This window comes from Bacillus sp. FS02, from assembly GCF_024398395.1.
GTDB classification, from domain to species: domain Bacteria; phylum Bacillota; class Bacilli; order Bacillales; family Bacillaceae; genus Bacillus; species Bacillus altitudinis.
The window spans coordinates 1,008,297-1,032,788 of sequence record NZ_CP074101.1; the positions used below are offsets into that span (position 1 = coordinate 1,008,297).

The window sequence follows — 24,492 nt, forward strand, 5'->3', positions numbered from 1 at the left end:
GAAGTAAAAAGATGAATCCTAAGTATAGCTACTTACATTCAATTTGGACTTTTAAGCCACTTTCCCACTGAACGGCTCCTGTAAAGCTACCCTTGCCGTTTGCTAAACACCAAACTGCTGCTCCTAGAACAACTGTTGCTCCCAATCCAAGAAGGACAGCAACAAATACTAAGAACCAAGCTTGGTCCATAATAGCAGGTTCCATAGTGGAATAGTCAACTTGCGGCGCTGCATAAGTCATACTTTTCACCTCCCAGCTTATGATGATCGTATCATAGGCGTCACACTCCAAACATCAACAGAAGATCCCATTTTTGACCGAACATATTTTCGTGTAAAATGTGACTTTTTATTCAATTGTTCATGTTCAACTGTATAAATTCTCCCTTTTTTACTATTTTTCACCACAACATAAGAACCACAAAACCCAAATATTGTCAATAAATCCATCTTTTTTCTGCCTTTTTTCAAATAGTTCATTTTCATCATCTCTTCTATTTAATCTTTCATTTTTTTGAGATAGAAAGAATTCCCCCGATATATCAGATATAAAAGTCCTAATTATATGTCGTTAACACATCAAATACGACATATTAACTGATAATTCCGACAAAAGAGTGAGCATATTTTCCTTCTTCTCTTGTCTCTTAAAATATGTATATACAAGAAATTCTGTTGGGAAAAAAGCCCTTGCCTTCTTCCACAGCACATATCATTTTACTTGCATCTCTTTCTATAAAAAAAGCAAAGCAGCCCGACACAAGTATGACTGCTTTGCTTTCATTTATGAGGAACTTGCAGCAGAGGCTGTATCAGGAAAGTAATTGTTCCCAATAATTTCACCAGCAGGAACGTGTGGTCCTGCATCACCATTTCTTTTAAATGGGAGAAGCGGGAAAACAAGTTCTGCTAAATAATAAGATTCTTCTAAGTGCGGATAACCAGAAAAGATAAATGTATCAATACCTAGAGACTGATATTCTATTATACGTTCTGCTACTGTATGCGGGTCCCCGACGAGCGCTGTTCCTGCCCCGCCTCTAACTAAGCCAATGCCTGCCCAAAGATTAGGGCTAATTTCAAGCTTCTCTTTATTCCCTTGATGTAATTCAACCATTCGTTTTTGCCCTACTGAGTCCATCCCTTGTAAAGTCTTTTGCGCCTCATCAATAGTCTCTTGATCTAAATGACGAATCAGATGTTCCGCTGCCTGCCAAGCTTCATCTTCCGTTTCTCTCACGATCACATGAAGTCGAATACCAAACCTCACCGTTCTTCCTTCCTTTTCAGCCTGCTTTTTCACTTGTGCGATTTTCTCTTTTACTTGTGCAGGCGGCTCGCCCCAAGTTAAATAAACATCTGTATGTTTTGCAGCGGCTTGAATGCCTGCTTCTGATGATCCTCCAAAAAAAACGGGTGGATGTGGTGTTTGAGCTGGTGGAAATAGCAGACGTCCATTTTGTGCTTGCAGATGCTTCCCTTGAAACTGAACATTCTCTCCTTTCAATAACCGCTTCCAGATGGTCAAAAATTCTTCTGTTGCCTCATAGCGTTCATCATGAGAAATGAATAGCCCGTCTCCTTCAAGTTCTTCTTTACTTCCTCCCGCTACAACATTGATCAGCAGTCTCCCGCCTGAAAGCCGATCAAATGTGGAGGTCATTCTAGCAGCAACAGACGGCTGCATCAACCCTGGCCGAAGAGCCACAAGAAACTTTAAATGAGTTGTTTCTGCAGCTAAAGCGGTCGCTGTCAGCCATGGATCTTCACAAGATCTACCAGTAGGCAGCAAGACCCCTGTGTACCCAAGCTGATCGGCAGCTTGAGCAATTTGTTTAAAATACGGATAGTCTGCCTGTCTTGCCCCTTTCGATGATCCTAAATAACGCCCATCCCCATGCGTTGGAATAAACCATAGAATATTCATCATATCGCCTCCTGTTATTTTTCACCTTGATAACTTGTGCGCCATTTGAGCAGTCGCTTTTCTAACAGCCGTACAAATGAATCAGTCATCTTACCAACTACCGCAAAGATGATAATCCCTACAAACACTTTATCCGTTTGCGAGAATTGTCTTGCATCCATAATCATGTAGCCAACTCCACTACTCGACCCCATCAATTCAGCCACCACTAAACCAAGCCAGGCAATGCCTAATGAAAGCCTCACGCCCAGAAGAATATGAGGAAGGGCAGCAGGTAAAATGAGCTTTGTGATATTTTGATACAGATTAAACTCTAAAGCGCGAGCCACATCGAACAGCTTGTTATCTACACTGCGAATTCCTAGAAAAGTATTGATATAGATCGGAAAAAAAGCCCCAAGTGCAATCAATAAAATTTTCGCTGATTCATCAAAACCAAACCAAAGAATAAATAAAGGAGTCACCGCTAAATGAGGAACTGTTCTCAGCATTTGCAAGGTCGGATCTACATACTGCTCGGTTTTCCTAGAAAAACCGACACACAGACCCATCGCAAGTCCTAAACCTCCCCCAAGTAAAAACCCGCATATTGCTCTGTAGAGACTGATGTAAAGATGGCCAAACAGCTCACCGGAACGAATCAACTCACGAAAAGATTCCGCAATGACAGTGGGTGCAGGTAGTACAGTAGAAGAAACGATTTGGGAAGCAGCAGCTCCCTGCCAAATCGCAATGAGTAAAGCAGGTAATACAAGTCCTTTTAACATGATGAAGGATGAAGCTTTTCTCCTTTTTTTCTTCATTCGCTCAGTTTTAGTCACAAGGGCTGGGTTAGATGCAGCTTTCATCAACTCTTCTCCTCTTTCAGCATTTTTTCAATAAACGAATTATCTACCACCTGATTGACATCAATCTTCCGCTGAATCGCCTTTGTTTGATATTGAAAATCAGCTGTATGCTGCTGGGCGTTTATGATCTTCTTAGAAATGGGCTCATTGAGCGGCTCTGTATTGTTTAATACTTGTGTCACCACCTTCTGATCTAATTGTTTCAAACGAGCATAAAGTGTAATGGCTTCCTGTTGATGGTCTTTCTGCCATTTCACCGCTTTGTCATATACTTTTAAAAATTGCACCACTAGTTCAGGGTACTCATCGGCAAACTTGGTTCTGACAAGTGTGAATCCAGGTGAATATAAATCGGTCGCTTCTCCATTAACCAGTAGCTTTGCTCCCTTTTCTATCGTTTCAAGTGATAAGAACGGCTCCCAGATCGACCAAGCATCAACTGATCCATTTTCAAACGCAGATATTGCCTCATCCGGCTGAAGCTGAATGATCTGAACATCCTTTGCAGATAAACCAGCCTGATCTAATACTTTGTATAAAAAGTCAAAACCACTGCTTCCTTTGGCAACGGCGATTTTTTTCCCTTTTAAATCTTCTACTTTTTGAATCTCACTGTTCTTATTCACTAAAATCCCATTCGCCTTTAACCCATCCTGAGATAAACCAATTTCCTTAAAATCAATACCTGCTGCCTGACCAGCTATAACAGGTGAATTACCAACCTGTGAAAAATCTAATTGATTGGCGGCGAGCCCTTCGAATTGGGGAGGACCACTTTGGAACTCCACCCACTTGACTTTCATACCTTCTTTTTCAAATGATTGCTCAAACCACCCTTTTTCCTTTGCTAAAAGAAGTGGGCTTAGACTTTGCTGAATCCCAATCCGAACTTCTTTCGGCTTGTCTTCTGATCCATTCGCTGCTTGACCACACCCAGCTAATACAAGGAGGATACCCAGAAAGAGAACGATCCTTTTTTGCCTTTTCATTCGATTTGACCTCCTTAAATTCCTGAGCCATTCGTCAGTAACAGCTCATCTGTTTTCTCAAATTCTGAAAGCACCTTTTGTCTTAAGCTCTGAAAAGCTGTTGACGTTCTATTCCTCGGGAATGGTAAGTTCACGGGAAGGATTTTATGAATTCGGCCGGGTCTTGCTTGTAACAGCACAATTTCATTGGCTAAATAAATGGATTCGTCAATATCATGAGTGACAAGCACCATCGTTGTTCTTTTCTCCTGCCAAATATCCAGCAGCACATCCTGTAAGTGTTTCCGTGTAAATGCATCTAGCGCACCAAAAGGTTCATCAAGCAATAAAATCTCCGGATCACGCAGGAGTGCTCTTGCAATAGCAACACGTTGTGACATCCCGCCTGAAAGCTCATGTGGATAGGCGTGTTCAAAACCTTTTAACCGAACAATGTCAATTAATTCATCCACTTTGCGGCGAACAGCCGCCTGTTTTAAATTGAAATTGGCAGCGATATTTTCTTCGACCGTCAGCCATGGAAACAAGCGATGCTCTTGAAAGATAAAGCCCTGTTTCATTCCTGGTTCTACCACACGCCTTTCTCCTATCACGATCTCCCCATCATAATCTGTATCAAGGCCTCCAATCATCTTCAGCAATGTACTTTTCCCGCAACCGCTCGGACCAATCACCGTCACGAATTCACCAGGAACGATGGTGAACCTTACGTTTTCAAGCACTTGAATGGTTTGTTTGTCTTTCCAAAAAGACTTATCCACAATATCAACGGAAATAGTCAATGCAAGTTCACTCCTCTTGTCATCAGATAGATACACAGAAAGACCCTTATCCCAAAAGAGAGATAAGAGCCTTCGTGTTGTCCGATCAGCTATTCATATTGAGTTGTTAGCACCATCCTAAATCATATTATTCCTATGAATCAACTATATTTTATAAAATAGTTATTTCGACCTTGTATGCTTTTCATCAATACGATCGTAAATCTCTTCTATTCGTTCTTGATTGCTGTAAATTTCATATTTGTTCCGCTCAATCAAAATGTCTAATGTGATATCCAAATGTTTTCTGTATTTTTTTCGTTTTTTCTTTTTCTCCATCTTCATCTTCCCTTCAGATTAAAATAAAAAAAGGCCCTTCACTCATGCCTGAGTGAACGAGCCTTCGGTTGACCGATCAGCAATTCTTGTTGGTATTTTCAGTATGCTTATGTTAATACATACTATTCCGACATGTCAACTATATTTATTGTTTTTTCAGATTTATCTAAAAAATGATTGACCGGGCAGTAAACAAGATTTATAGTCTTATTAAATATTTCTTATTAAAATAGTTGGTTTTATCTAACAAAAGGAGGATACACACATGTCAGAAGAACTTCAATTTCGTTTAGAAACAAAAGCAATACACGCAGGTCAAGAACTGGACTCAGCCACCTATTCAAGAGCTGTACCTATTTACCAAACAAGCTCTTTCGGTTTTAGAGATAGTGAGCATGCGGCGAATTTATTTGGACTTCAGGAACCCGGTAATATTTATTCACGTATTATGAACCCGACAAATGATGTGTTTGAAAAACGGATCGCTGAGCTTGAAGGCGGAATTGGTGCACTTGCTGTCTCCTCAGGACAAGCAGCGACCACTTACTCCATTTTAAACATTGCAGGAGCTGGTGACGAAATCGTATCCTCCAGCAGTCTGTATGGCGGCACATATAATTTATTTGCTCATACCTTGAAAAAGCTTGGAATAACAGTAAAGTTTGTGGATTCCTCAAACCTTGAAGAACTTGAAGCAGCCATTACAGATAAAACAAAAGCAGTGTATGCAGAGAGCATCGGAAATCCAAAAGGCGACATTTTACATATTGAAGCCGTATCAGCCATTGCACACAAGCACCACATTCCTCTAATTGTGGATAACACACTTGCAAGCCCTTATTTGTTAAGACCGATTGAATTTGGCGCAGACATTGTTGTCCATTCAGCGACGAAATTCATCGGCGGCCATGGCACATCCATTGGCGGAGTCATCGTCGACAGCGGCAAGTTTCCTTGGAGTGATAGTGATAAGTTCAAAGGCCTGACGGAACCAGACCCTAGCTATCATGGTCTGACGTATACAGAAGCGATTGGCGAAGCAGCTTATATCACAAAAGCACGTGTACAGCTCTTACGTGATCTAGGGGCGGCTTTATCACCATTCAACTCATTTTTACTCTTGCAAGGCTTAGAAACATTGCATCTTCGCCTTGAACGCCACAGTGAAAATGCATTGAAGACAGCACAATTTTTACAAGATCATCCTCTTGTAGAATGGGTCAGCTATCCAGGTCTTGAAGGCCATGAATCCTTTGAGCTGGCTCAAACTTATTTACCAAAAGGGCAAGGTGCCATCCTCACATTCGGCATTAAAGGTGGCAAAGACGCAGGAAAAAAACTCATTGATTCGGTTCAGCTTTTCTCACATCTTGCAAACGTAGGCGACTCTAAGTCACTCATCATCCACCCTGCCAGCACAACGCATCAGCAATTAAGTGAAGCAGAGCAAAAAGCCACAGGGGTGACACCAGAACTTATTCGTTTATCTGTTGGAACAGAAGCGATTGAAGATATTCTGGCAGATCTAGAACAGGCGATTTCAAAAAGCCAGTCTTAACCAAACAAAAAAAGCACACACCTGTGTGCTTTTTCTTATTGACTAGTGATTGATTAATCGAATATCTTGGAAGGGATAAAACACGAATGATGTTGTCCCTTGAATATCACTCTTTGTAAAAAGACCTAAACCGTTGCGACTGTCCATTGAGTTTTGGCGGTTGTCACCCATGACAAAGTACTTTCCTTTAGGGACTGTAAGAGGACCAAAATCAGGTGTCAGCAAGGTGCCATCTGCGGCAGCTTTCTTTTTGTTTGATGCTAAATAAGGCTCTGCCACTTTTTGACCGTTTACATATAGCTGATCATTTTTCATTTCGATTTTATCACCAGGTAAACCAATCAATCGTTTCACATAGTGAGTACTGCGCTCTTCCCCATCAAGAACAATGATTTGTCCGCGTTTATAATCGCCGAAGTAATCGACTGTTTTATTCACAAACACCCGCTCTGTATCATGCAGTGTCGGTTCCATAGAAGTCCCCTTTACAATATACGGTGCGAATAAAAAGTTACGAATGATAAAAACAGCAATAAATGCGATTAAGATGGCTTTAATCCAGCCCCATAATTCTGATTTCTTTTTTTGTGTTTTTGTATTTGTTGTCATAAGCTCCTCCTGAAATCCCCTAGGACAAAATGAGTTATCGCCAGCTGATCGCTGACGCCACGCTTGTTTCTCCCTAAATATAAACATATTTTGCCAACAAATCAAGCTGTAAGAGAGAAAAAGGCAAGCACCTTTCTGTGCTTGCCCAAAACTCAGTTAGTTAGCAGAAGAATCCGCTTCTGTCTCTTTGTTTGTTTTACCATAGAAATAATCAGATGGATTCACTGGTTTAAAATCAGATAGCTTATGGAATCGAAGAAGATCCCTGTACAGTACTTTATCTGACAGGCTTAACTGATTATCAACACGGGCTTTAATCGCTTCTGTCTTTTTGTTTTGTTTCACCACTTTACCCGTTTTTGTATCGTAGACCGTATTATCTACAAGGGTATATTTTGGTGTCACATAATTTCCGTTACGGAATGCAACAGTTTGATCATGCTTCTTAGAGAATAAATCTGTTCCAAAATTCACGTACTCATTTGAATCAATACCTTGTAAGTGAAGAAGCGTTGGCATCACGTCTACTTCACCGCCATACGTATGATTCACGCCACCTTGTTTACCAGGGATCCGAATCATGAGCGGTACACGCTGATTTTGTGCATTTTGATATGGCGTAATTTCTTTCCCTTGAATCTCACTCATTGCACGGTTATGGTTCTCAGAAATACCGTTATGATCACCATATAATAGAATCACTGAGTCTTTATACAGACCCGATTTTTTCAAGTCCTTAAAGAATTGTTCTAATGACTCATCCAAGTATCTCGCTGTTTGGAAATAATTATCCACTGTTTTATCGCCAGTTGTTGCCTTAGCGATTGTCGCATCTTTCTCATCTAAATTAAATGGATAATGGTTGGTCAATGTCATTAAGTGTGCATAAAATGGCTTTTTCATTGATTCTAACATTGGGATTGATTCTTTAAAGAATGGTTTATCCTTCAGACCCATGTTTACAAGGTTTTCTTCATCCATGTTGTAATAAGATGCATCGAAGAATTGATCAATTCCCATATGTTTATAAATCGTGTCACGGTTCCAGAAAGATTTATAATCCCCGTGAAGCACTGCACTCGTATAGCCTGCTTTTTGATCTAAGATGGCAGGAAGTGATTGGAAGGTATTTTCACCTTTTGTCACAAACGCTGCACCCTCTGGCAAGCCAAACATACTATTATCCATCATGAGCTCAGCATCAGAAGTCTTCCCTTGACCAGTCTGGTGGAAGAAGTTATCAAAATACGTAAAATCTTCTTTTCCATGAGCTAGTTTGTTTAAAAATGGCGTCACTTCTTCTCCATTTAACTTGTAGTCAATTAAAAATGACTGGAAGCTTTCTAAATGGATTTTGATGATGTTTTTCCCTTTAGCTTGACCAAAGTATTCTGCATTTGGTTTCGCATAGTGAGAGGTCGTATAGTTCACGACATCCGTTAAATCATCACTGCTCGCATTTGCTACCTGCGTTGCATTTTGTGCGGTTTGCACGCCGTCATAAATCGCATAGTTATAAACACCTAAATATTTCACAATGTACTTATGATCAAATGTTCTCGTCAATAATTCTGGACGATCTTTTTCAGCTAAGTGTAGGTTAACGAAGAACAGTCCAACACCTGCAGCCACAATCAGCAGTGCGAAAGTTTTTTTCATTTGGAACTTCTTCACTTCTGGTCTCCAAATGACAATGGCAATTAAAATGATGATATCTAGGAAGTACAAAAGGTCATGCGGCTTAATACTTGCTAACACACCGCCAGTCATACCTCCCCAAGATTACCGGCTTGTTTCATTGTCGGGAAGGTTAAAAAATCATCAAAGAAACGATAGTACGCTACATTCGCATATAAAAGTGCGGTCATAATAAAATCAATGACAATTAAAACAATGGCCGATTTACGCCCCTTCAAAAAGAGAGCAAGTCCTAAAAACACGATGGCTGAACTGAATGGATTTAATAAGAGAAGACCCTCTTGAAAAGATCCCTTCACTCCTAAATTAAAGTCCATTTTGTAGGCTGTGTACGATTTTGCCCAAAATAAAAGGACAGCCAAAACAAAAAAGCTATATTTGTTCGCAAATATTTTTTTCATAAAACCTCTTCTTTCTTATTTTCGATCTGATATAAATGAAATCATAAAAAATTTACATTGATTTTGCAAATGTAAATCTTCTGCACCAAGCATTCCGATGCTCTTTTCTCCGCAGGTTACATGTGCTCCTTTAATATAACGAATAAGAAGCATCATAAGTTTCAAAAAAAATACGAGTAAATAAAAGGAAAAATATCCATTTACATTAAATTTACTGCCGCTTCATGTTTCAGAGAATGATGAAGGTTTTGTAAATCACTCAGTACTACTTTACTTTTTTCATCTAATCGTGTCAAAGTAATTATAAAGAAAAGGAAGAATCACCTAGGCTTTTCGACTCACTTAGCCAAATTTATACAAAATCCGAACCGATTTGCTTTTTTATTGTGACTCAACCTCCAGCAATCCATGTATCCTCTCTGTTGCCACAAACCTAAAAAACAGTTTTAAACAAAAAAAGCTTGATTTCCCCTGCCAATGTACGGTGTGATAAAGGTATAGCTCCATCAAATAAATTAAGCTGGGGGACATCCTATGAAATCAAACAAACAAATCAACATATTTGAACAAAGATTCTCAGAAGAAGTGATAGACATCATGGCTGTTACAGGACCTTCTGGAGTCGGCGCAGGAAAAGCGGGAAAAGAAACTCTTTGGACTGCTTCAATCCCACTCATTGCATGGAAGGAAAAAGACCGCATCATAACTGAAAAAGTGAGACTGTGCTGGTTAACAGATGAAAAGGGATTACGGGAAAAACAAGCGCAATTACATAAAGAATCTATCGTCACACTTCAAGTACGTAAAGGTGAGGGTGAATTTATGCTCGTTTCACTTGTTGATACAGATACTGAGGATAAGGAACTTCAAGAAATATTAGAAGAAGCTCAACAACCTATCTTTTACCACGATGACAAGCTGGGTACCTTTGAATTAGTGAAAGGACTAGACTTATTTGAAACAACCATCCAGTGGGGCAATGAGGAGTGCCTACTTTACTTCAATCTTGAAGAAGAGGAAGAAACGAATGACTCTCTGAAAACGGCTAGACAACTCGTAGAAGAGCAGACAACATGGGATGCCTCCATGAAGTCATATGCAGCAAATCAGCTGATTGAACTAGCAAAAGATTGGCAGGAACAAGACGACTCCGCTGAAAATTCAGAAGAGATCACACCGGATCAATTTATCAGCCGCATCTCTCTTGAAAGCCTCCATGCTTATCCAAATGGAGAATTCGAAGCCTACTATCATGACGGAGATTTATTTTGGGGACATGTCATCATTGTCTCTGGCAATATGAATGGAACGTTTCAAGATGCACACATTGCTGGCTAAAGAATGGGGGATGGATAAATGAAGATCAAAGCTTTTGACGAATTAAATCAACTAGGAAAAACTCCTATTGTAGCCAAAATAGGCGGGTTTCGCCCTGATCCATCTAAGTACAGCTGGTTTGCTGGTCATTTTTTCATCCAACGTGATAAAGGGTGGCCGGCAGATCAAGATGGAGCTATGATTCCCATTTTACAAATGTATTTACCCGAAGTACCAGGGGGAATGAACGGCTTTGATGAATGTAAGATGATTCAAATTTTCATCAACAAGAAAACCCTTCCGATCGATATCGCCAAAAACGGTGAGGGCTGGAAACTCATTGAATATTCATCAATGGAAGGATTAGAAATCGCTGAGCCCCCTGAAGACGTGAAAGGAATGAAACCTTTCCAGATAGAGTGGCTCGAAGGGGAACAACCGGATTATCCATGCTGGGAGGAAGCTTGGTCATACGTTGACTTATCAGAGGTTAATGAAAGTGAAGAAGCGACAGATCATTTCTTCGAGCATTACTCAAACTACTCGTTTACAAAAATCGGTGGATACGGAGCTTACATCCAATCTCCTCCCCACCAGATGTCAGGAGAATTCATGCTGCAAATCGCATCAGAAGAAAAACCTCGGTTCATGATTGGTGATAACGGGACGATGTATTTCTATTACGACAAAGAAAATAAAGAATGGTTCATGCACTGGGATTGTTTTTAAAACCAATTGAAAGGAACCATTCCCCTTTCTAAACGTAATAAACGATATGAAGGGGGTCAGTGATATGGGATTCATTTTAGACATCTTCAATCTTGCTCTGTATATCCCTTTTTTACAGGTAGATGAAGATGATATATCACGGAATGCAGCACAGCTAAAAAAATACAGCTGGTTTCAAGCGTTATTAAGTGATCAAACGAGCAGAGAGCTGATCATTTATGATCAAGGAGTCCGCCGTGTAATTGGTCAATTTAAGACGAGTAAACTCCATAAGAAGCCATACAACATCAGATGCGAACGAAAGGTACAACAAGCCATACACCGTGCCATGTCAAAACACGGGAAGATCCGCACTTAGCTGTGGCTCTTTCCGTACAAATGTAATAAATCCTTTTGAAGAAAACAATTGACGCTCGGACAACTCTCCCCGTATATTATGTATAAATCCAACTTTTTTTTAGAAAAGGGGGCCTCACATGCGCTTGTTTAAGAACTGGAGAAAAAAGCAGCACAAACAGCCGATTACTTCAGATACGCAAGAAGACAGCATCCCAATTAACTTTTCCACTCTTCCCTTTGGCACAGACACCGTAGATGATTTTTTGTTCAACTTAGACCTAACCTCAAAACTCATAGATCCATACAAAGAAGCAGACACGAACAAATAGAACCTAAACTTTCGTGAACCCTCATCCAATATTGGATGATTTTTTTATACTTAGAGGAAGGTGTACCCCCTATGAAGACATATTATTTCGTCAGACACTGTCAAGCAGATGGACAATCCGAGGATGCGTCTTTAACGCCTCAAGGCATCACACAATCGCATGAACTCGCACAGCTTTTTTCCGGCATTCAGCTCAACCAGATCATCTCAAGTCCTTATAAACGAGCGATTCAAACCGCTGAGCCCCTTGCTCATGCCAAACAGATAAAGGTACAAATTGACAAACGTCTCTCTGAACGTAGGTTAAGCAGTCAACCAATGGAAGATTGGTATGAAAAACTAAAGCTCAGTTTTTCGGACATGCATATGACCTGTGAAGGCGGAGAGTCGAGCCAAGAAGCGATGAATCGTATTGTAGAGGCACTCTATGAACAAATAAAATTAGGAAGAGATCATACTTTATTCGCCACTCATGGCAATATTATGAGCCTGCTTCTAAAACACGCCGATCCCGCAATTGGATTCAAGGAGTGGGAACAACTAAGCAATCCAGATGTCTACATCCTGAAATATTTTAAAGCAGACCATGTAGAAATAGAAAGAATATGGCATAAATAAAAAAGGCAGGGTTGACCCCAGCCTTTTTCTTATGAAAAACAACTATTGATTATAGTAAAATGTCTGTACCCACTCATAGGGCTTTTTACGATCCGCACACCATTTCACAAAGCCTCTTGTCTCCGTCTGCTGAAATTCCTTCCAGTCCGATAAAAGCTGGTTATAGTAGACTGCTAGTTTTTCAACATTGCTTTGAACATTTTTATCTTCGATCAGTTTCATGACATCTTGAATCCCTTGAATTCGCTCATGATCTTTCTCATAGGTGCTTAAATAAAGATCTTCATGTATATGATGAAACGAATACCACAAAGCCGAGAAATAGGTTTCGCAAATTTGAACAATCACTCGCTGCTCTTTGCTGCCTCCCATCTCTAATGCCTTCAATAAATAGGGCAGCCCTTCCCCCTGATGCACAAACAAGCCTTGCCAGCGATACGGTCTCACATCCATTGGATCAATATTTTCCCACTCTCGAAGAACAGGGTGGATCACCCCATGTACCAATGGATACACAAGCAAATGATGACCATCCTCAAAACGTTCAATGTAATCAAACAGCCAAACAACAAATGAACGCCGTGCTGTAAATTCGTTCTTATTCATCTCTTTAACAAAAGACTGAAGAACCTTTAACGCATCTTTACGCAGACCCTGTTCTTTCCTTACACAGTACTGTCTAAAAAGCGGATAATCATGTGATCGCTCATCTTCAATAATAGTCTGTAATATCGTCTTCATTTGCAAGATAACAACTCCGCCTCTTTACATTCATTTTATTGAACTATTATAACCAATTGTAACATCCACATGAAACTAGTAAAAAGATGAGTTGTCCTTTTTCTTTTATAAAACCCTTGGCATCCTCAAATCCATTCTTTTCTGTGTTCATGAATGAATTGTATGTCTTTTTGATAATGTTCAAGGTGCCCGTCATGAATCATTTTTTGAAAGGCTCTATCCCCTTCACTCGCTTTTCGCTTCATGTATTGACATAAACCTTCTAAACGCAGCAACACCATGTCCACATAATCTTCTGGTATTTCCTCACCATAAGCTTCAAAAAACAGTTTGACTCTATACTTTATATGGGCTGCATGCTCTAATGTATGATAATTTACGACCTCCCCTGTTTCAGTACGAAAAAACCTACTGAGAGGGACACATGTATAGAGAGTATATGCAATATCCCAAAGCCTTGGACCAGGGGCAGCTACATCAAAATCAATGATTCCCACTGGCTTTTTATTTTTGAAAATAATATTGTACATCGCAAAATCATTATGGCACACAACCTCTATGTTGTTAGGCGTATTGTCCATTCGTTCCCAATCGTCTGAAATGGGAAAATCACAAACAGCATCATGGTACAGTCTAAGCATTTTCGCTATTTCTTTTAAAGCATTGTGAGAGTACATGTATTCTTTTAAGGGATCATGACCGGCCTCACCTTCAATGAAGGACAAGATCTCTCTACCTTTTTCATCAACCCCCAAAAACGTTGGAGCATAGGAGAAATTCTTTTTTTCTAAATGCTTTAGCAGCTTTTGTATATTCATATTGTCTGACTTTACCTCTCTGCGAACCGTATCTCCTGAACGATATACGTTGGAGACATTTCCACCTGTCAATAACTCTTCATGATCATTTTGTTTTTTCATAAATTCTCCCCCAAACTGGGTCACAATGATGATGCAAGCTAAAGATGTGTATGTACCCACAAATATTCATTTAGTTACACAAAGGTAATTCACTGTTTTATGTGAATGCGCCAATCCATTCTGTTTCCTTATATGGTTAAATGTATCGTACCAAATGTTGCAAATCATCTAAAGTTTATTCTGTTAAAAGTAGTACATGCTCATTCTGTTCTAATAGGATTCTATTTTCATCTAAATAACTCATTTAAACCACAAAATAACGTTTCACCACGAGGGTGAAACGTTGGGTTCACGGTAAAAACCAAACTTTTAATAGATACCGGTGGCCGGAGTCGAACCGACACTCCGTGATAAATGATTCCAAAAAGGCAAGGTATACCCTCTTAAAGTAAAGCACCTGTTAATGAAATAAGAATTAAAGTTCTTCTTGATATATTGCTAATTTTATCGGCTTTAAAGTCAAAGGAATTTTAAACTCATGAATACTTTCAATATGATGAAAAAAATGATCTATATCGTCATAATCCATTGACCATTCTTCTACTACCTTTAACTTTTTTAACTCGCTTGTTGGTTTAAATAAAAATTCACAGTGCAGTTGTTCCATGTGAGAATAATCATCTTCTTCATAAATTGTAAACTGACGTACAAAATCAAGATGAAATAGTTCCTCTCCTGTAAAATCATAGACACCACACTGAAATAAAATTTCTTTATCTTCTTTGCCCTCAACGGTCTCCTTTGAAAAAGCCTTAAATGTTTCCCAAACCTTATTTATCTCATCGGTATCTTCACCGATGCTATCTTTAAGATAACTTTCAGCATTTTTAACCGTAATCATTACAACACCTCCTATGTACAATTGATCCAATCCATCTTCAATTGTCCTGCCCCTTTAGTTTAATCATAAGGTAACCATCAATAAAGTAAAAGTTAATCTCCTTTGAACACAATTTGAAGTAATTTTTTCGTGTGAAAAATCAGGTAAACAACAAATAAAAAAAGCCCTCCTACAATTTGTAGAAAGACGTTTTAAACGTTAATATTCTTTAATTCTTCTGTAATTGATGATAATAAAGAATATCTAAAACTAGATACCGGTGGCCGGGGTCGAACCGGCACTCCGTGAGGAACACGATTTTGAGTCGTGCGCGTCTGCCAATTCCGCCACACCGGCATGATCATTAAAGAGCGCAACTTATAATAAATAAAAAATGGTGCCGAGGGCCGGACTTGAACCGGCACGGTAGTCACCTACCGCAGGATTTTAAGTCCTGTGTGTCTGCCAATTCCACCACCCCGGCAGTCTTTTCAAAAAAGGCGACACCCGGATTTGAACCGGGGATAAAGGTTTTGCAGACCTCTGCCTTACCACTTGGCTATGCCGCCATAATTGGAGCGGAAGACGGGATTCGAACCCGCGACCCCCACCTTGGCAAGGTGGTGTTCTACCACTGAACTACTTCCGCATATCAACTGGGCTAGCTGGATTCGAACCAACGCATGACGGAGTCAAAGTCCGTTGCCTTACCGCTTGGCTATAGCCCAATAATAAAATGGGGCGATTGATGGGAATCGAACCCACGAGTGCCAGAGCCACAATCTGGTGCGTTAACCACTTCGCCACAACCGCCATAAATGTTATGAATCATATAATTGGCAGGGGCAGTAGGAATCGAACCCACACCGGAGGTTTTGGAGACCTCTGTTCTACCGTTAAACTATGCCCCTATGAAAATAAAAATGGTGGAGGGGGGCGGATTCGAACCGCCGAACCCGGAGGGAGCGGATTTACAGTCCGCCGCGTTTAGCCACTTCGCTACCCCTCCACATTTGAAAAACAGTGCCGGCAAGAGGACTTGAACCCCCAACCTACTGATTACAAGTCAGTTGCTCTACCAATTGAGCTACACCGGCAAATAGTGGTGGCTCGGGACGGAATCGAACCGCCGACACACGGATTTTCAGTCCGTTGCTCTACCAACTGAGCTACCGAGCCAAATATTCTTTTTAAAAAATGGCGGTCCGGACGGGACTCGAACCCGCGACCTCCTGCGTGACAGGCAGGCATTCTAACCAACTGAACTACCGGACCAATAAAGAGAAATTTGGTTGCGGGGGCAGGATTTGAACCTGCGACCTTCGGGTTATGAGCCCGACGAGCTACCGAACTGCTCCACCCCGCGACGATATAAAAGATATGGTGGAGGATGACGGGCTCGAACCGCCGACCCTCTGCTTGTAAGGCAGATGCTCTCCCAGCTGAGCTAATCCTCCGAATAAAATGCTGGTATGTATTTCTATAAAAATGGTGACCCGTACGGGATTCGAACCCGTGTTACCGCCGTGAAAGGGCGGTGTCTTAACCGCTTGACCAACGGGCCCTTTATTATGTAAATTGTGGCGGAGAGCAAGGGATTCGAACCCTTGAGACGGGGTTACCGCCTACACGATTTCCAATCGTGCTCCTTCGGCCACTCGGACAGCTCTCCAAATTGGCTCCGCAGGTAGGATTCGAACCTACGACCGATCGGTTAACAGCCGATAGCTCTACCACTGAGCTACTGCGGAATGAAGAAAGCCTGGCGATGTCCTACTCTCACAGGGGGAAACCCCCAACTACCATCGGCGCTGAAGAGCTTAACTTCCGTGTTCGGTATGGGAACGGGTGTGACCTCTTCGCCATCATCACCAGACAATTTAGTGACAAAAGATATTATACTATGTATTACAAATAAATCAAGAGATATTTCAAAAAATGTTCTCTCAAAACTAGATAACAATGTTCATGCTTCACATTAGAATATAGGTTAAGTCCTCGATCTATTAGTATCTGTCAGCTCCACGTGTCACCACGCTTCCACCTCAGACCTATCAACCTGATCATCTTTCAGGGATCTTACTTCCTTGCGGAATGGGAAATCTCATCTTGAGGGGGGCTTCATGCTTAGATGCTTTCAGCACTTATCCCGTCCGCACATAGCTACCCAGCGATGCCCTTGGCAGAACAACTGGTACACCAGCGGTGCGTCCATCCCGGTCCTCTCGTACTAAGGACAGCTCCTCTCAAATTTCCTGCGCCCGCGACGGATAGGGACCGAACTGTCTCACGACGTTCTGAACCCAGCTCGCGTACCGCTTTAATGGGCGAACAGCCCAACCCTTGGGACCGACTACAGCCCCAGGATGCGATGAGCCGACATCGAGGTGCCAAACCTCCCCGTCGATGTGGACTCTTGGGGGAGATAAGCCTGTTATCCCCGGGGTAGCTTTTATCCGTTGAGCGATGGCCCTTCCATGCGGAACCACCGGATCACTAAGCCCGACTTTCGTCCCTGCTCGACTTGTAGGTCTCGCAGTCAAGCTCCCTTGTGCCTTTACACTCTGCGAATGATTTCCAACCATTCTGAGGGAACCTTTGGGCGCCTCCGTTACATTTTAGGAGGCGACCGCCCCAGTCAAACTGCCCACCTGACACTGTCTCCCTGCCCGATAAGGGCAGCGGGTTAGAAGGTCAATACAGCCAGGGTAGTATCCCACCGATGCCTCCACCGAAGCTAGCGCTCCGGTTTCCAAGGCTCCTACCTATCCTGTACAAGCTGTACCAACATTCAATATCAGGCTGCAGTAAAGCTCCACGGGGTCTTTCCGTCCTGTCGCGGGTAACCTGCATCTTCACAGGTACTATAATTTCACCGAGTCTCTCGTTGAGACAGTGCCCAGATCGTTGCGCCTTTCGTGCGGGTCGGAACTTACCCGACAAGGAATTTCGCTACCTTAGGACCGTTATAGTTACGGCCGCCGTTTACTGGGGCTTCAATTCGCACCTTCGCTTACGCTAAGCGCTCCTCTTAACCTTCCAGCACCGGGCAGGCGTCAGCCCCTATACTTCGCCTTACGGCTTCGCAGAGACCTGTGTTTTTGCTAAACAGTCGCCTGGGCCTATTCACTGCGGCTTCTCGGGGCTTTAACACCCTAAGAAGCACCCCTTCTCCCGAAGTTACGGGGTCATTTTGCCGAGTTCCTTAACGAGAGTTCTCTCGATCACCTTAGGATTCTCTCCTCGCCTACCTGTGTCGGTTTGCGGTACGGGCACCTCTCACCTCGCTAGAGGCTTTTCTTGGCAGTGTGGAATCAGGAACTTCGCTACTAAATTTCGCTCGCCATCACAGCTCAGCCTTCACGGGAAACGGATTTGCCTATTTCCCAGCCTAACTGCTTGGACGCGGATATCCAATACCGCGCTTACCCTATCCTCCTGCGTCCCCCCATTGCTCAAATGGTGAGGAGGTGGTACAGGAATATCAACCTGTTGTCCATCGCCTACGCCTTTCGGCCTCGGCTTAGGTCCCGACTAACCCTGAGCGGACGAGCCTTCCTCAGGAAACCTTAGGCATTCGGTGGACGGGATTCTCACCCGTCTTTCGCTACTCATACCGGCATTCTCACTTCTAAGCGCTCCACCAGTCCTTCCGGTCTGACTTCACTGCACTTAGAACGCTCTCCTACCACTGTTCGTAAGAACAGTCCGCAGCTTCGGTGATACGTTTAGCCCCGGTACATTTTCGGCGCAGAGTCACTCGACCAGTGAGCTATTACGCACTCTTTAAATGGTGGCTGCTTCTAAGCCAACATCCTGGTTGTCTAAGCAACTCCACATCCTTTTCCACTTAACGTATACTTTGGGACCTTAGCTGGCGGTCTGGGCTGTTTCCCTTTCGACTACGGATCTTATCACTCGCAGTCTGACTCCCAAGGATAAGTCATCGGCATTCGGAGTTTGACTGAATTCGGTAACCCGGTAGGGGCCCCTAGTCCAATCAGTGCTCTACCTCCGAGACTCTTACCTTGAGGCTAGCCCTAAAGCTATTTCGGAGAGAACCAGCTATCTCCAGGTTCGATTGGCATTTCACCCCTACCCACACCTCATCCCCGCACTTTTCAACGTGCGTGGGTTCGGGCCTCCATTCAGTGTTACCTGAACTTCACCCTGGACATGGGTAGATCACCTGGTTTCGGGTCTACGACCACGTACTCATGCGCCCTATTCAGACTCGCTTTCGCTGCGGCTCCGCATCTTCTGCTTAACCTTGCACGGGATCGTAACTCGCCGGTTCATTCTACAAAAGGCACGCCATCACCCGTTAACGGGCTCTGACTACTTGTAGGCACACGGTTTCAGGATCTATTTCACTCCCCTTCCGGGGTGCTTTTCACCTTTCCCTCACGGTACTGGTTCACTATCGGTCACTAGGGAGTATTTAGCCTTGGGAGATGGTCCTCCCGGATTCCGACGGAATTTCACGTGTTCCGCCGTACTCAGGATCCACTCTGGAGAGAACAACATTTCAGTTACAGGGCTGTTACCTTCTTTGGCGGGCCTTTCCAGACCTCTTCGCTTATATCGTTCCTTTGTAACTCCGTATAGAGTGTCCTACAACCCCAAGAGGCAAGCCTCTTGGTTTGGGCTGTTCCCGTTTCGCTCGCCGCTACTCAGGGAATCGCATTTGCTTTCTCTTCCTCCGGGTACTTAGATGTTTCAGTTCCCCGGGTATGCCTTCTCATACTCTATGTATTCAAGTATGGATACTACTCCATTACGAGCAGTGGGTTTCCCCATTCGGAAATCTCCGGATCAAAGCTTGCTTACAGCTCCCCGAAGCATATCGGTGTTCGTCCCGTCCTTCATCGGCTCCTAGTGCCAAGGCATCCACCGTGCGCCCTTTCTAACTTAACCATTTCTTACTTTAGAAAGAATCACTATGTGTGATGAACTTTGCATTGCATTCAATGTGAATGTATTACTTATTGTTATCTAGTTTTCAAAGAACAATCCTGTCTCGCTAGAGACATGTTTGAAGGAATGATCCTTCAAAACTAAACAAGACGAAAACGCACGCTGCTCCATATATCCTTAGAAAGGAGGTGATCCAGCCGCACCTTCCGATACGGCTACCTTGTTACGACTTCACCCCAATCATCTGCCCCACCTTCGGCGGCTGGCTCCATAAAGGTTACCTCACCGACTTCGGGTGTTGCAAACTCTCGTGGTGTGACGGGCGGTGTGTACAAGGCCCGGGAACGTATTCACCGCGGCATGCTGATCCGCGATTACTAGCGATTCCAGCTTCACGCAGTCGAGTTGCAGACTGCGATCCGAACTGAGAACAGATTTGTGGGATTGGCTAAACCTTGCGGTCTCGCAGCCCTTTGTTCTGTCCATTGTAGCACGTGTGTAGCCCAGGTCATAAGGGGCATGATGATTTGACGTCATCCCCACCTTCCTCCGGTTTGTCACCGGCAGTCACCTTAGAGTGCCCAACTGAATGCTGGCAACTAAGATCAAGGGTTGCGCTCGTTGCGGGACTTAACCCAACATCTCACGACACGAGCTGACGACAACCATGCACCACCTGTCACTCTGTCCCCGAAGGGAAAGCCCTATCTCTAGGGTTGTCAGAGGATGTCAAGACCTGGTAAGGTTCTTCGCGTTGCTTCGAATTAAACCACATGCTCCACCGCTTGTGCGGGCCCCCGTCAATTCCTTTGAGTTTCAGTCTTGCGACCGTACTCCCCAGGCGGAGTGCTTAATGCGTTAGCTGCAGCACTAAGGGGCGGAAACCCCCTAACACTTAGCACTCATCGTTTACGGCGTGGACTACCAGGGTATCTAATCCTGTTCGCTCCCCACGCTTTCGCTCCTCAGCGTCAGTTACAGACCAGAGAGTCGCCTTCGCCACTGGTGTTCCTCCACATCTCTACGCATTTCACCGCTACACGTGGAATTCCACTCTCCTCTTCTGCACTCAAGTTTCCCAGTTTCCAATGACCCTCCCCGGTTGAGCCGGGGGCTTTCACATCAGACTTAAGAAACCGCCTGCGAGCCCTTTACGCCCAATAATTCCGGACAACGCTTGCCACCTACGTATTACCGCGGCTGCTGGCACGTAGTTAGCCGTGGCTTTCTGGTTAGGTACCGTCAAGGTGCAAGCAGTTACTCTTGCACTTGTTCTTCCCTAACAACAGAGCTTTACGATCCGAAAACCTTCATCACTCACGCGGCGTTGCTCCGTCAGACTTTCGTCCATTGCGGAAGATTCCCTACTGCTGCCTCCCGTAGGAGTCTGGGCCGTGTCTCAGTCCCAGTGTGGCCGATCACCCTCTCAGGTCGGCTACGCATCGTCGCCTTGGTGAGCCGTTACCTCACCAACTAGCTAATGCGCCGCGGGTCCATCTGTAAGTGACAGCCGAAACCGTCTTTCATCCTTGAACCATGCGGTTCAAGGAACTATCCGGTATTAGCTCCGGTTTCCCGGAGTTATCCCAGTCTTACAGGCAGGTTACCCACGTGTTACTCACCCGTCCGCCGCTAACATCCGGGAGCAAGCTCCCTTCTGTCCGCTCGACTTGCATGTATTAGGCACGCCGCCAGCGTTCGTCCTGAGCCAGGATCAAACTCTCCGAGGTATGCAGGATGCATATCACACATGCGTTGCTACACGATGTAGCGAACTTAGCATGTGATCATTTCCTGCCTCGTCAGTCTGACTGACTACCTATGATGTATCATAGGATTTTTTTATAAAAACTCGAATTAACAGGTACGTTTTGTCTTGTTTAGTTTTCAAAGATCATCTTCATTGTCGCTCAGAGGCGACTTTCTTAATATAACATTTGAGCACCGTGTGCGTCAAGTGTTTTTCTGAATTTCTTTTTGTCCGCTTTTCTTTCAAAGCAACTCGGTTGCTCATTAGCGACGTTTAATAATATACCATCATAATATTCATGCGTCAATATCTTTTTTAACAAAATATCCTCGGTGATAGATTTTTTGCCCCTTCGTCTCAATTGGCTCTACTAGCACAATTCCTTTTTCCACAAAGAAATCAATCATCACACTAAGATCAGGTGTGAAATGCTTGAGATCAGGATGTGCAAGAAGCTCGCCAAACAGCCAAATTTCCTGCTGTTCCATGACTTGACGCAAATGAGCCGCACCAATTTCTGCTTTTGAATGAATCAAGAAATCATTCGCTAGGAATAAAAGTTCTAACCGTTTATGAAGACTTTCGTGGCTTTCAATCAACTCTGAATAAAGTTTATATACTTCCGGCTCCATATGACGTACTTGGTTCCAAACGGTCACTTCTGGGTGGAAGCCTTTATCAATCACTTCAATACGCGCCAGATGATGCAGGGCATGCACAATGGAATTATATGCATCGAGGAATTGATTTGATTCAAAAAATGCTTTTCCTTCTATATATCTGCGAATGAGCTTGCCATATTCTAAACCAATTTTGAGCTTGCGGTTAGAAAACGGGAATGTACTCAGTTCATCAATCAAGTTGAAAATATATTCATTTCGATCAAACAGGACTTTTCCGTTTAAAATCCAATCAATAATCCGTCTGTTGGTACCTAAGGTAATCCATTCCTTCAACTGATCATCTGTGACAACATTTAAAGAAGCTGTTTGGTGACAGGATTCATAGTGCTTAATAAATAACGGTTCTTCCGCATCCTTTACGATGACTAGAAGCGCTGCATCAAAGTTATCCGTCTCAGAAGATACTTTATGTCTTCTTTCTACTATAATCACAGCTAATGTATCTGGATGACTTGCTCTCTCTTGATAAATAGGACGGAGAAGATTTTCCATAGTGATTCCTCCAATACTCGGGTGTAAGGTTCTTCTCTAATGCTATGTATTTCTCCTCATAGAATCAAAATTCCTTCAATACATGAAAAAAGATCATTGAATCATTATAAGCAATTTATTCACAAAACTCTATAACTAATTCAAACAGAAAGGTAAAATGTGCTATATTGGAGATAAGGGGGACTAGGGATGGCGAAATACTCCAGTAAGATTAATAAAATCAGAACATTTGCACTTAGTTTGGTTTTTGTTGGTTTTTTGATCATGTATATCGGTGTGTTCTTCAAGGAATCGGTCTGGCTGTCGACCTTCTTTATGCTACTCGGCGTGTTATCGATTGGATTGAGTACAGCCGTTTACTTTTGGATCGGTATGCTTTCTACAAAGGCTGTACGAGTAATTTGTCCAGGCTGTGAGAAGGAAACAAAGGTGCTCGGACGAGTGGATATGTGCATGCATTGCCGAGAACCGCTTACACTTGATCCAGCATTAGAGGGTAAAGAGTTTGATGAATCCTACAATCGAAAAAAGTCATAAAAATAAGCTGACCATTCAACTGGTCAGCTTTTTCATTAATGATTTTCTTTTTTTGCACATTCTTGACAAGTGCCATAGATCTCCAAGCGATGATGACTTACTATAAAGCCTGTCACATGGGATGCAAGCTGTTCTACTTCATCAAGGCCAGGATAGTGAAAGTCAACGATCTTTCCGCAGTTTTCACAAATCGCATGGTAATGGTCAGATGTCGCAAAGTCAAATCGGCTTGAGGAATCCCCATACGTTAATTCTTTTACTAATCCAGATTCCCGGAAGACTCGTAAATTGTTGTAAACCGTTGCTACACTCATATTAGGAAATTTCCCTTCAAGTGCCTTATATATATCGTCCGCGGTTGGGTGTGTCATAGAATTTACGAGAAACTCCAAGATGGCATGGCGCTGCGGAGTAATTCGAACACCGGTTTCTTTTAGAGCATCTAAAGCGTCTTTTAGTTCGTGAGCAGCCATTTCATCATGCACCTCTCTTTTCAAAAATATTCTTATATTATAATCTTTATAAATAGTGTACCCCCAGAGCCGAAACTTTGTCAATTACAATCCTCTTTTTTACCTATTCTTCAATACAAAAAAGACCGGCACGACTGCCGATCTCATCACGTCAACAGATTAAGCGTGAGCTTTCAGTTCCTCAAGCGCTTCTTCCACATGATCTTTCACCTTTACTTTACGCCACTCTTTCACAAGTTTTCCTTCTTTATTAATAAGAAACGTTGAGCGTTCAATTCCCATGTATTCCTTACCAAAGTTCTTTTTCAGCTTCCATACACCGAAAGCTTCAGACAATTTTTGTTCGTCATCGACAAGAAGCAGGAAAGGTAAGTCATGTTTTTCTTTAAACTTTTGGTGCTTGTCTTGACCGTCTGGGCTTACGCCGATGATCACAGCATCTAATTCCGCAAAGCTTTGATGGCGGTCACGGAAATCACAAGCTTCCGTTGTGCACCCCGGCGTCATATCTTTTGGATAAAAATAAAGGACAATGTGTTTCCCTTTAAAATCAGAGAGCTTTACTTTCTCTCCATTATCACCGAGTAATTCAATATCAGGTACTTGCTGCCCCACTTCGATTGTCATGATACAATCCCTCCAACCTATTTTTTCATTAGCCTATCCAATTTCGAGAAGATATTCAACTAAGGACGCTT

Annotated in this window: 20 protein-coding genes, 16 tRNA genes, 3 rRNA genes and 1 pseudogene; 7 read left to right on the forward strand and 33 right to left on the reverse strand. The window is 42.8% G+C overall.

What is annotated here, in order from left to right; all coding sequences use genetic code 11:
- Positions 1–28 precede the first annotated feature (28 nt).
- From KFQ09_RS05145 to KFQ09_RS05170, 6 genes are all read right to left on the reverse strand, one after another.
- The gene (locus tag KFQ09_RS05145) at positions 29–241 is read right to left on the reverse strand and encodes a hypothetical protein (RefSeq protein ID WP_003211695.1); all 213 of its coding nucleotides are present in this window, start codon (positions 239–241) and stop codon (positions 29–31) included.
- A gap of 543 nt (positions 242–784) precedes the next feature.
- Complete coding sequence (gene ssuD, locus KFQ09_RS05150; RefSeq protein ID WP_035392606.1) at positions 785–1,927, reverse strand: FMNH2-dependent alkanesulfonate monooxygenase; 1,143 nt, start codon at positions 1,925–1,927, stop codon at positions 785–787.
- Between the two features lie 14 nt (positions 1,928–1,941).
- Entirely contained in the window at positions 1,942–2,730 is a 789-nt protein-coding gene (locus KFQ09_RS05155; RefSeq protein WP_225310416.1) for an ABC transporter permease, read from the reverse strand.
- A 44-nt stretch (positions 2,731–2,774) separates the two neighbouring features.
- Complete coding sequence (locus KFQ09_RS05160; RefSeq protein ID WP_035392610.1) at positions 2,775–3,764, reverse strand: aliphatic sulfonate ABC transporter substrate-binding protein; 990 nt, start codon at positions 3,762–3,764, stop codon at positions 2,775–2,777.
- A gap of 14 nt (positions 3,765–3,778) precedes the next feature.
- On the reverse strand, positions 3,779–4,546 hold the full coding sequence (locus KFQ09_RS05165) for an ABC transporter ATP-binding protein (RefSeq protein ID WP_116306628.1): 768 nt from the start codon (positions 4,544–4,546) through the stop codon (positions 3,779–3,781).
- Between the two features lie 162 nt (positions 4,547–4,708).
- Positions 4,709–4,864 (reverse strand): FbpB family small basic protein, encoded by a 156-nt coding sequence (locus KFQ09_RS05170; protein ID WP_034647783.1) that lies wholly within the window; start codon positions 4,862–4,864, stop codon positions 4,709–4,711.
- Between the two features lie 265 nt (positions 4,865–5,129).
- Here KFQ09_RS05170 and KFQ09_RS05175 point away from each other — a divergent pair, with 265 nt between their 5' ends.
- The gene (locus KFQ09_RS05175; RefSeq protein WP_008349114.1) at positions 5,130–6,422 is read left to right on the forward strand and encodes a homocysteine synthase; all 1,293 of its coding nucleotides are present in this window, start codon (positions 5,130–5,132) and stop codon (positions 6,420–6,422) included.
- A gap of 42 nt (positions 6,423–6,464) precedes the next feature.
- On the opposite strand, the gene lepB is transcribed toward KFQ09_RS05175, so the two are convergent.
- Together lepB and KFQ09_RS05185 are read right to left on the reverse strand one after the other, a co-directional pair.
- Positions 6,465–7,031 carry a signal peptidase I gene (gene lepB, locus KFQ09_RS05180; RefSeq protein WP_019743962.1) on the reverse strand — a complete coding sequence of 189 codons (567 nt, stop codon included), beginning with the start codon at positions 7,029–7,031 and terminating at the stop codon, positions 6,465–6,467.
- 156 nt (positions 7,032–7,187) lie between these two features.
- A pseudogene (locus tag KFQ09_RS05185) lies at positions 7,188–9,130 on the reverse strand (LTA synthase family protein).
- A gap of 534 nt (positions 9,131–9,664) precedes the next feature.
- Here KFQ09_RS05185 and KFQ09_RS05190 point away from each other — a divergent pair.
- The 5 genes from KFQ09_RS05190 (at position 9,665) to KFQ09_RS05210 (ending at position 12,461) form a co-directional block, all read left to right on the forward strand.
- A complete protein-coding gene (locus KFQ09_RS05190) occupies positions 9,665–10,468 on the forward strand; it encodes a DUF2262 domain-containing protein (RefSeq protein ID WP_079920620.1) in 804 nt (267 codons plus the stop codon).
- A gap of 18 nt (positions 10,469–10,486) precedes the next feature.
- On the forward strand, positions 10,487–11,176 hold the full coding sequence (locus KFQ09_RS05195; protein WP_255836073.1) for a DUF1963 domain-containing protein: 690 nt from the start codon (positions 10,487–10,489) through the stop codon (positions 11,174–11,176).
- Between the two features lie 64 nt (positions 11,177–11,240).
- Entirely contained in the window at positions 11,241–11,534 is a 294-nt protein-coding gene (locus tag KFQ09_RS05200) for a hypothetical protein (RefSeq protein ID WP_024719925.1), read from the forward strand.
- Positions 11,535–11,652: 118 nt separating this feature from the next.
- Positions 11,653–11,844: a hypothetical protein gene (locus KFQ09_RS05205; RefSeq protein WP_008349128.1), complete on the forward strand. Its 192-nt coding sequence runs from the start codon at positions 11,653–11,655 to the stop codon at positions 11,842–11,844.
- A gap of 71 nt (positions 11,845–11,915) precedes the next feature.
- Positions 11,916–12,461: a histidine phosphatase family protein gene (locus KFQ09_RS05210; RefSeq protein WP_255836074.1), complete on the forward strand. Its 546-nt coding sequence runs from the start codon at positions 11,916–11,918 to the stop codon at positions 12,459–12,461.
- Positions 12,462–12,503: 42 nt separating this feature from the next.
- Here the strand turns inward: KFQ09_RS05210 and KFQ09_RS05215 are convergent, their stop codons facing one another.
- From KFQ09_RS05215 to KFQ09_RS05325, 23 genes are all read right to left on the reverse strand, one after another.
- On the reverse strand, positions 12,504–13,208 hold the full coding sequence (locus tag KFQ09_RS05215; RefSeq protein ID WP_255836075.1) for a hypothetical protein: 705 nt from the start codon (positions 13,206–13,208) through the stop codon (positions 12,504–12,506).
- Between the two features lie 119 nt (positions 13,209–13,327).
- Positions 13,328–14,122 carry a phosphotransferase gene (locus KFQ09_RS05220; protein WP_035392625.1) on the reverse strand — a complete coding sequence of 265 codons (795 nt, stop codon included), beginning with the start codon at positions 14,120–14,122 and terminating at the stop codon, positions 13,328–13,330.
- 415 nt (positions 14,123–14,537) lie between these two features.
- The gene (locus KFQ09_RS05225; RefSeq protein WP_255836076.1) at positions 14,538–14,963 is read right to left on the reverse strand and encodes a hypothetical protein; all 426 of its coding nucleotides are present in this window, start codon (positions 14,961–14,963) and stop codon (positions 14,538–14,540) included.
- 254 nt (positions 14,964–15,217) lie between these two features.
- Positions 15,218–15,299: transfer RNA gene (locus KFQ09_RS05230), tRNA-Leu, on the reverse strand.
- Positions 15,300–15,337: 38 nt separating this feature from the next.
- Positions 15,338–15,426 (reverse strand) — tRNA-Leu (locus tag KFQ09_RS05235).
- 14 nt (positions 15,427–15,440) lie between these two features.
- Positions 15,441–15,511 (reverse strand) — tRNA-Cys (locus tag KFQ09_RS05240).
- Between the two features lie 5 nt (positions 15,512–15,516).
- Positions 15,517–15,591: transfer RNA gene (locus KFQ09_RS05245), tRNA-Gly, on the reverse strand.
- A gap of 7 nt (positions 15,592–15,598) precedes the next feature.
- Positions 15,599–15,670 (reverse strand) — tRNA-Gln (locus tag KFQ09_RS05250).
- 9 nt (positions 15,671–15,679) lie between these two features.
- Positions 15,680–15,755, reverse strand: a tRNA-His gene (locus tag KFQ09_RS05255).
- Between the two features lie 24 nt (positions 15,756–15,779).
- Positions 15,780–15,853: transfer RNA gene (locus KFQ09_RS05260), tRNA-Trp, on the reverse strand.
- A gap of 13 nt (positions 15,854–15,866) precedes the next feature.
- Positions 15,867–15,951: transfer RNA gene (locus tag KFQ09_RS05265), tRNA-Tyr, on the reverse strand.
- A 15-nt stretch (positions 15,952–15,966) separates the two neighbouring features.
- Positions 15,967–16,039 (reverse strand) — tRNA-Thr (locus KFQ09_RS05270).
- 6 nt (positions 16,040–16,045) lie between these two features.
- Positions 16,046–16,121, reverse strand: a tRNA-Phe gene (locus KFQ09_RS05275).
- Between the two features lie 19 nt (positions 16,122–16,140).
- Positions 16,141–16,217 (reverse strand) — tRNA-Asp (locus KFQ09_RS05280).
- 14 nt (positions 16,218–16,231) lie between these two features.
- Positions 16,232–16,308, reverse strand: a tRNA-Met gene (locus KFQ09_RS05285).
- A gap of 15 nt (positions 16,309–16,323) precedes the next feature.
- Positions 16,324–16,399 (reverse strand) — tRNA-Val (locus KFQ09_RS05290).
- A 32-nt stretch (positions 16,400–16,431) separates the two neighbouring features.
- A tRNA-Glu gene (locus tag KFQ09_RS05295) sits at positions 16,432–16,506 on the reverse strand.
- 17 nt (positions 16,507–16,523) lie between these two features.
- Positions 16,524–16,614: transfer RNA gene (locus KFQ09_RS05300), tRNA-Ser, on the reverse strand.
- Positions 16,615–16,618: 4 nt separating this feature from the next.
- Positions 16,619–16,693, reverse strand: a tRNA-Asn gene (locus KFQ09_RS05305).
- 9 nt (positions 16,694–16,702) lie between these two features.
- A 5S ribosomal RNA gene (rrf, locus tag KFQ09_RS05310) occupies positions 16,703–16,818 on the reverse strand.
- A 110-nt stretch (positions 16,819–16,928) separates the two neighbouring features.
- Positions 16,929–19,859, reverse strand: a 23S ribosomal RNA gene (locus tag KFQ09_RS05315).
- 181 nt (positions 19,860–20,040) lie between these two features.
- Positions 20,041–21,589 (reverse strand): 16S ribosomal RNA (locus KFQ09_RS05320).
- Together the 16S, 23S and 5S rRNA genes with 16 tRNA genes alongside form the textbook arrangement of a ribosomal RNA operon.
- A gap of 316 nt (positions 21,590–21,905) precedes the next feature.
- Positions 21,906–22,784, reverse strand: coding sequence for a nucleotidyltransferase-like protein (locus KFQ09_RS05325; RefSeq protein ID WP_060832196.1), 879 nt, complete (start codon positions 22,782–22,784; stop codon positions 21,906–21,908).
- Positions 22,785–22,973: 189 nt separating this feature from the next.
- On the opposite strand from KFQ09_RS05325, the gene KFQ09_RS05330 reads away from it, so the two are divergent.
- Positions 22,974–23,321, forward strand: a complete 348-nt coding sequence (locus KFQ09_RS05330; protein WP_017366887.1) for a YgzB family protein — start codon at positions 22,974–22,976, stop codon at positions 23,319–23,321.
- 35 nt (positions 23,322–23,356) lie between these two features.
- Here KFQ09_RS05330 and perR read toward each other — a convergent pair whose 3' ends face one another.
- Together perR and bcp are read right to left on the reverse strand one after the other, a co-directional pair.
- Positions 23,357–23,794, reverse strand: a complete 438-nt coding sequence (perR, locus tag KFQ09_RS05335; RefSeq protein ID WP_144741174.1) for a peroxide-responsive transcriptional repressor PerR — start codon at positions 23,792–23,794, stop codon at positions 23,357–23,359.
- Positions 23,795–23,953: 159 nt separating this feature from the next.
- Positions 23,954–24,421, reverse strand: coding sequence for a thioredoxin-dependent thiol peroxidase (bcp, locus tag KFQ09_RS05340; protein WP_007496746.1), 468 nt, complete (start codon positions 24,419–24,421; stop codon positions 23,954–23,956).
- Between the last annotated feature and the right edge of the window lie 71 nt (positions 24,422–24,492).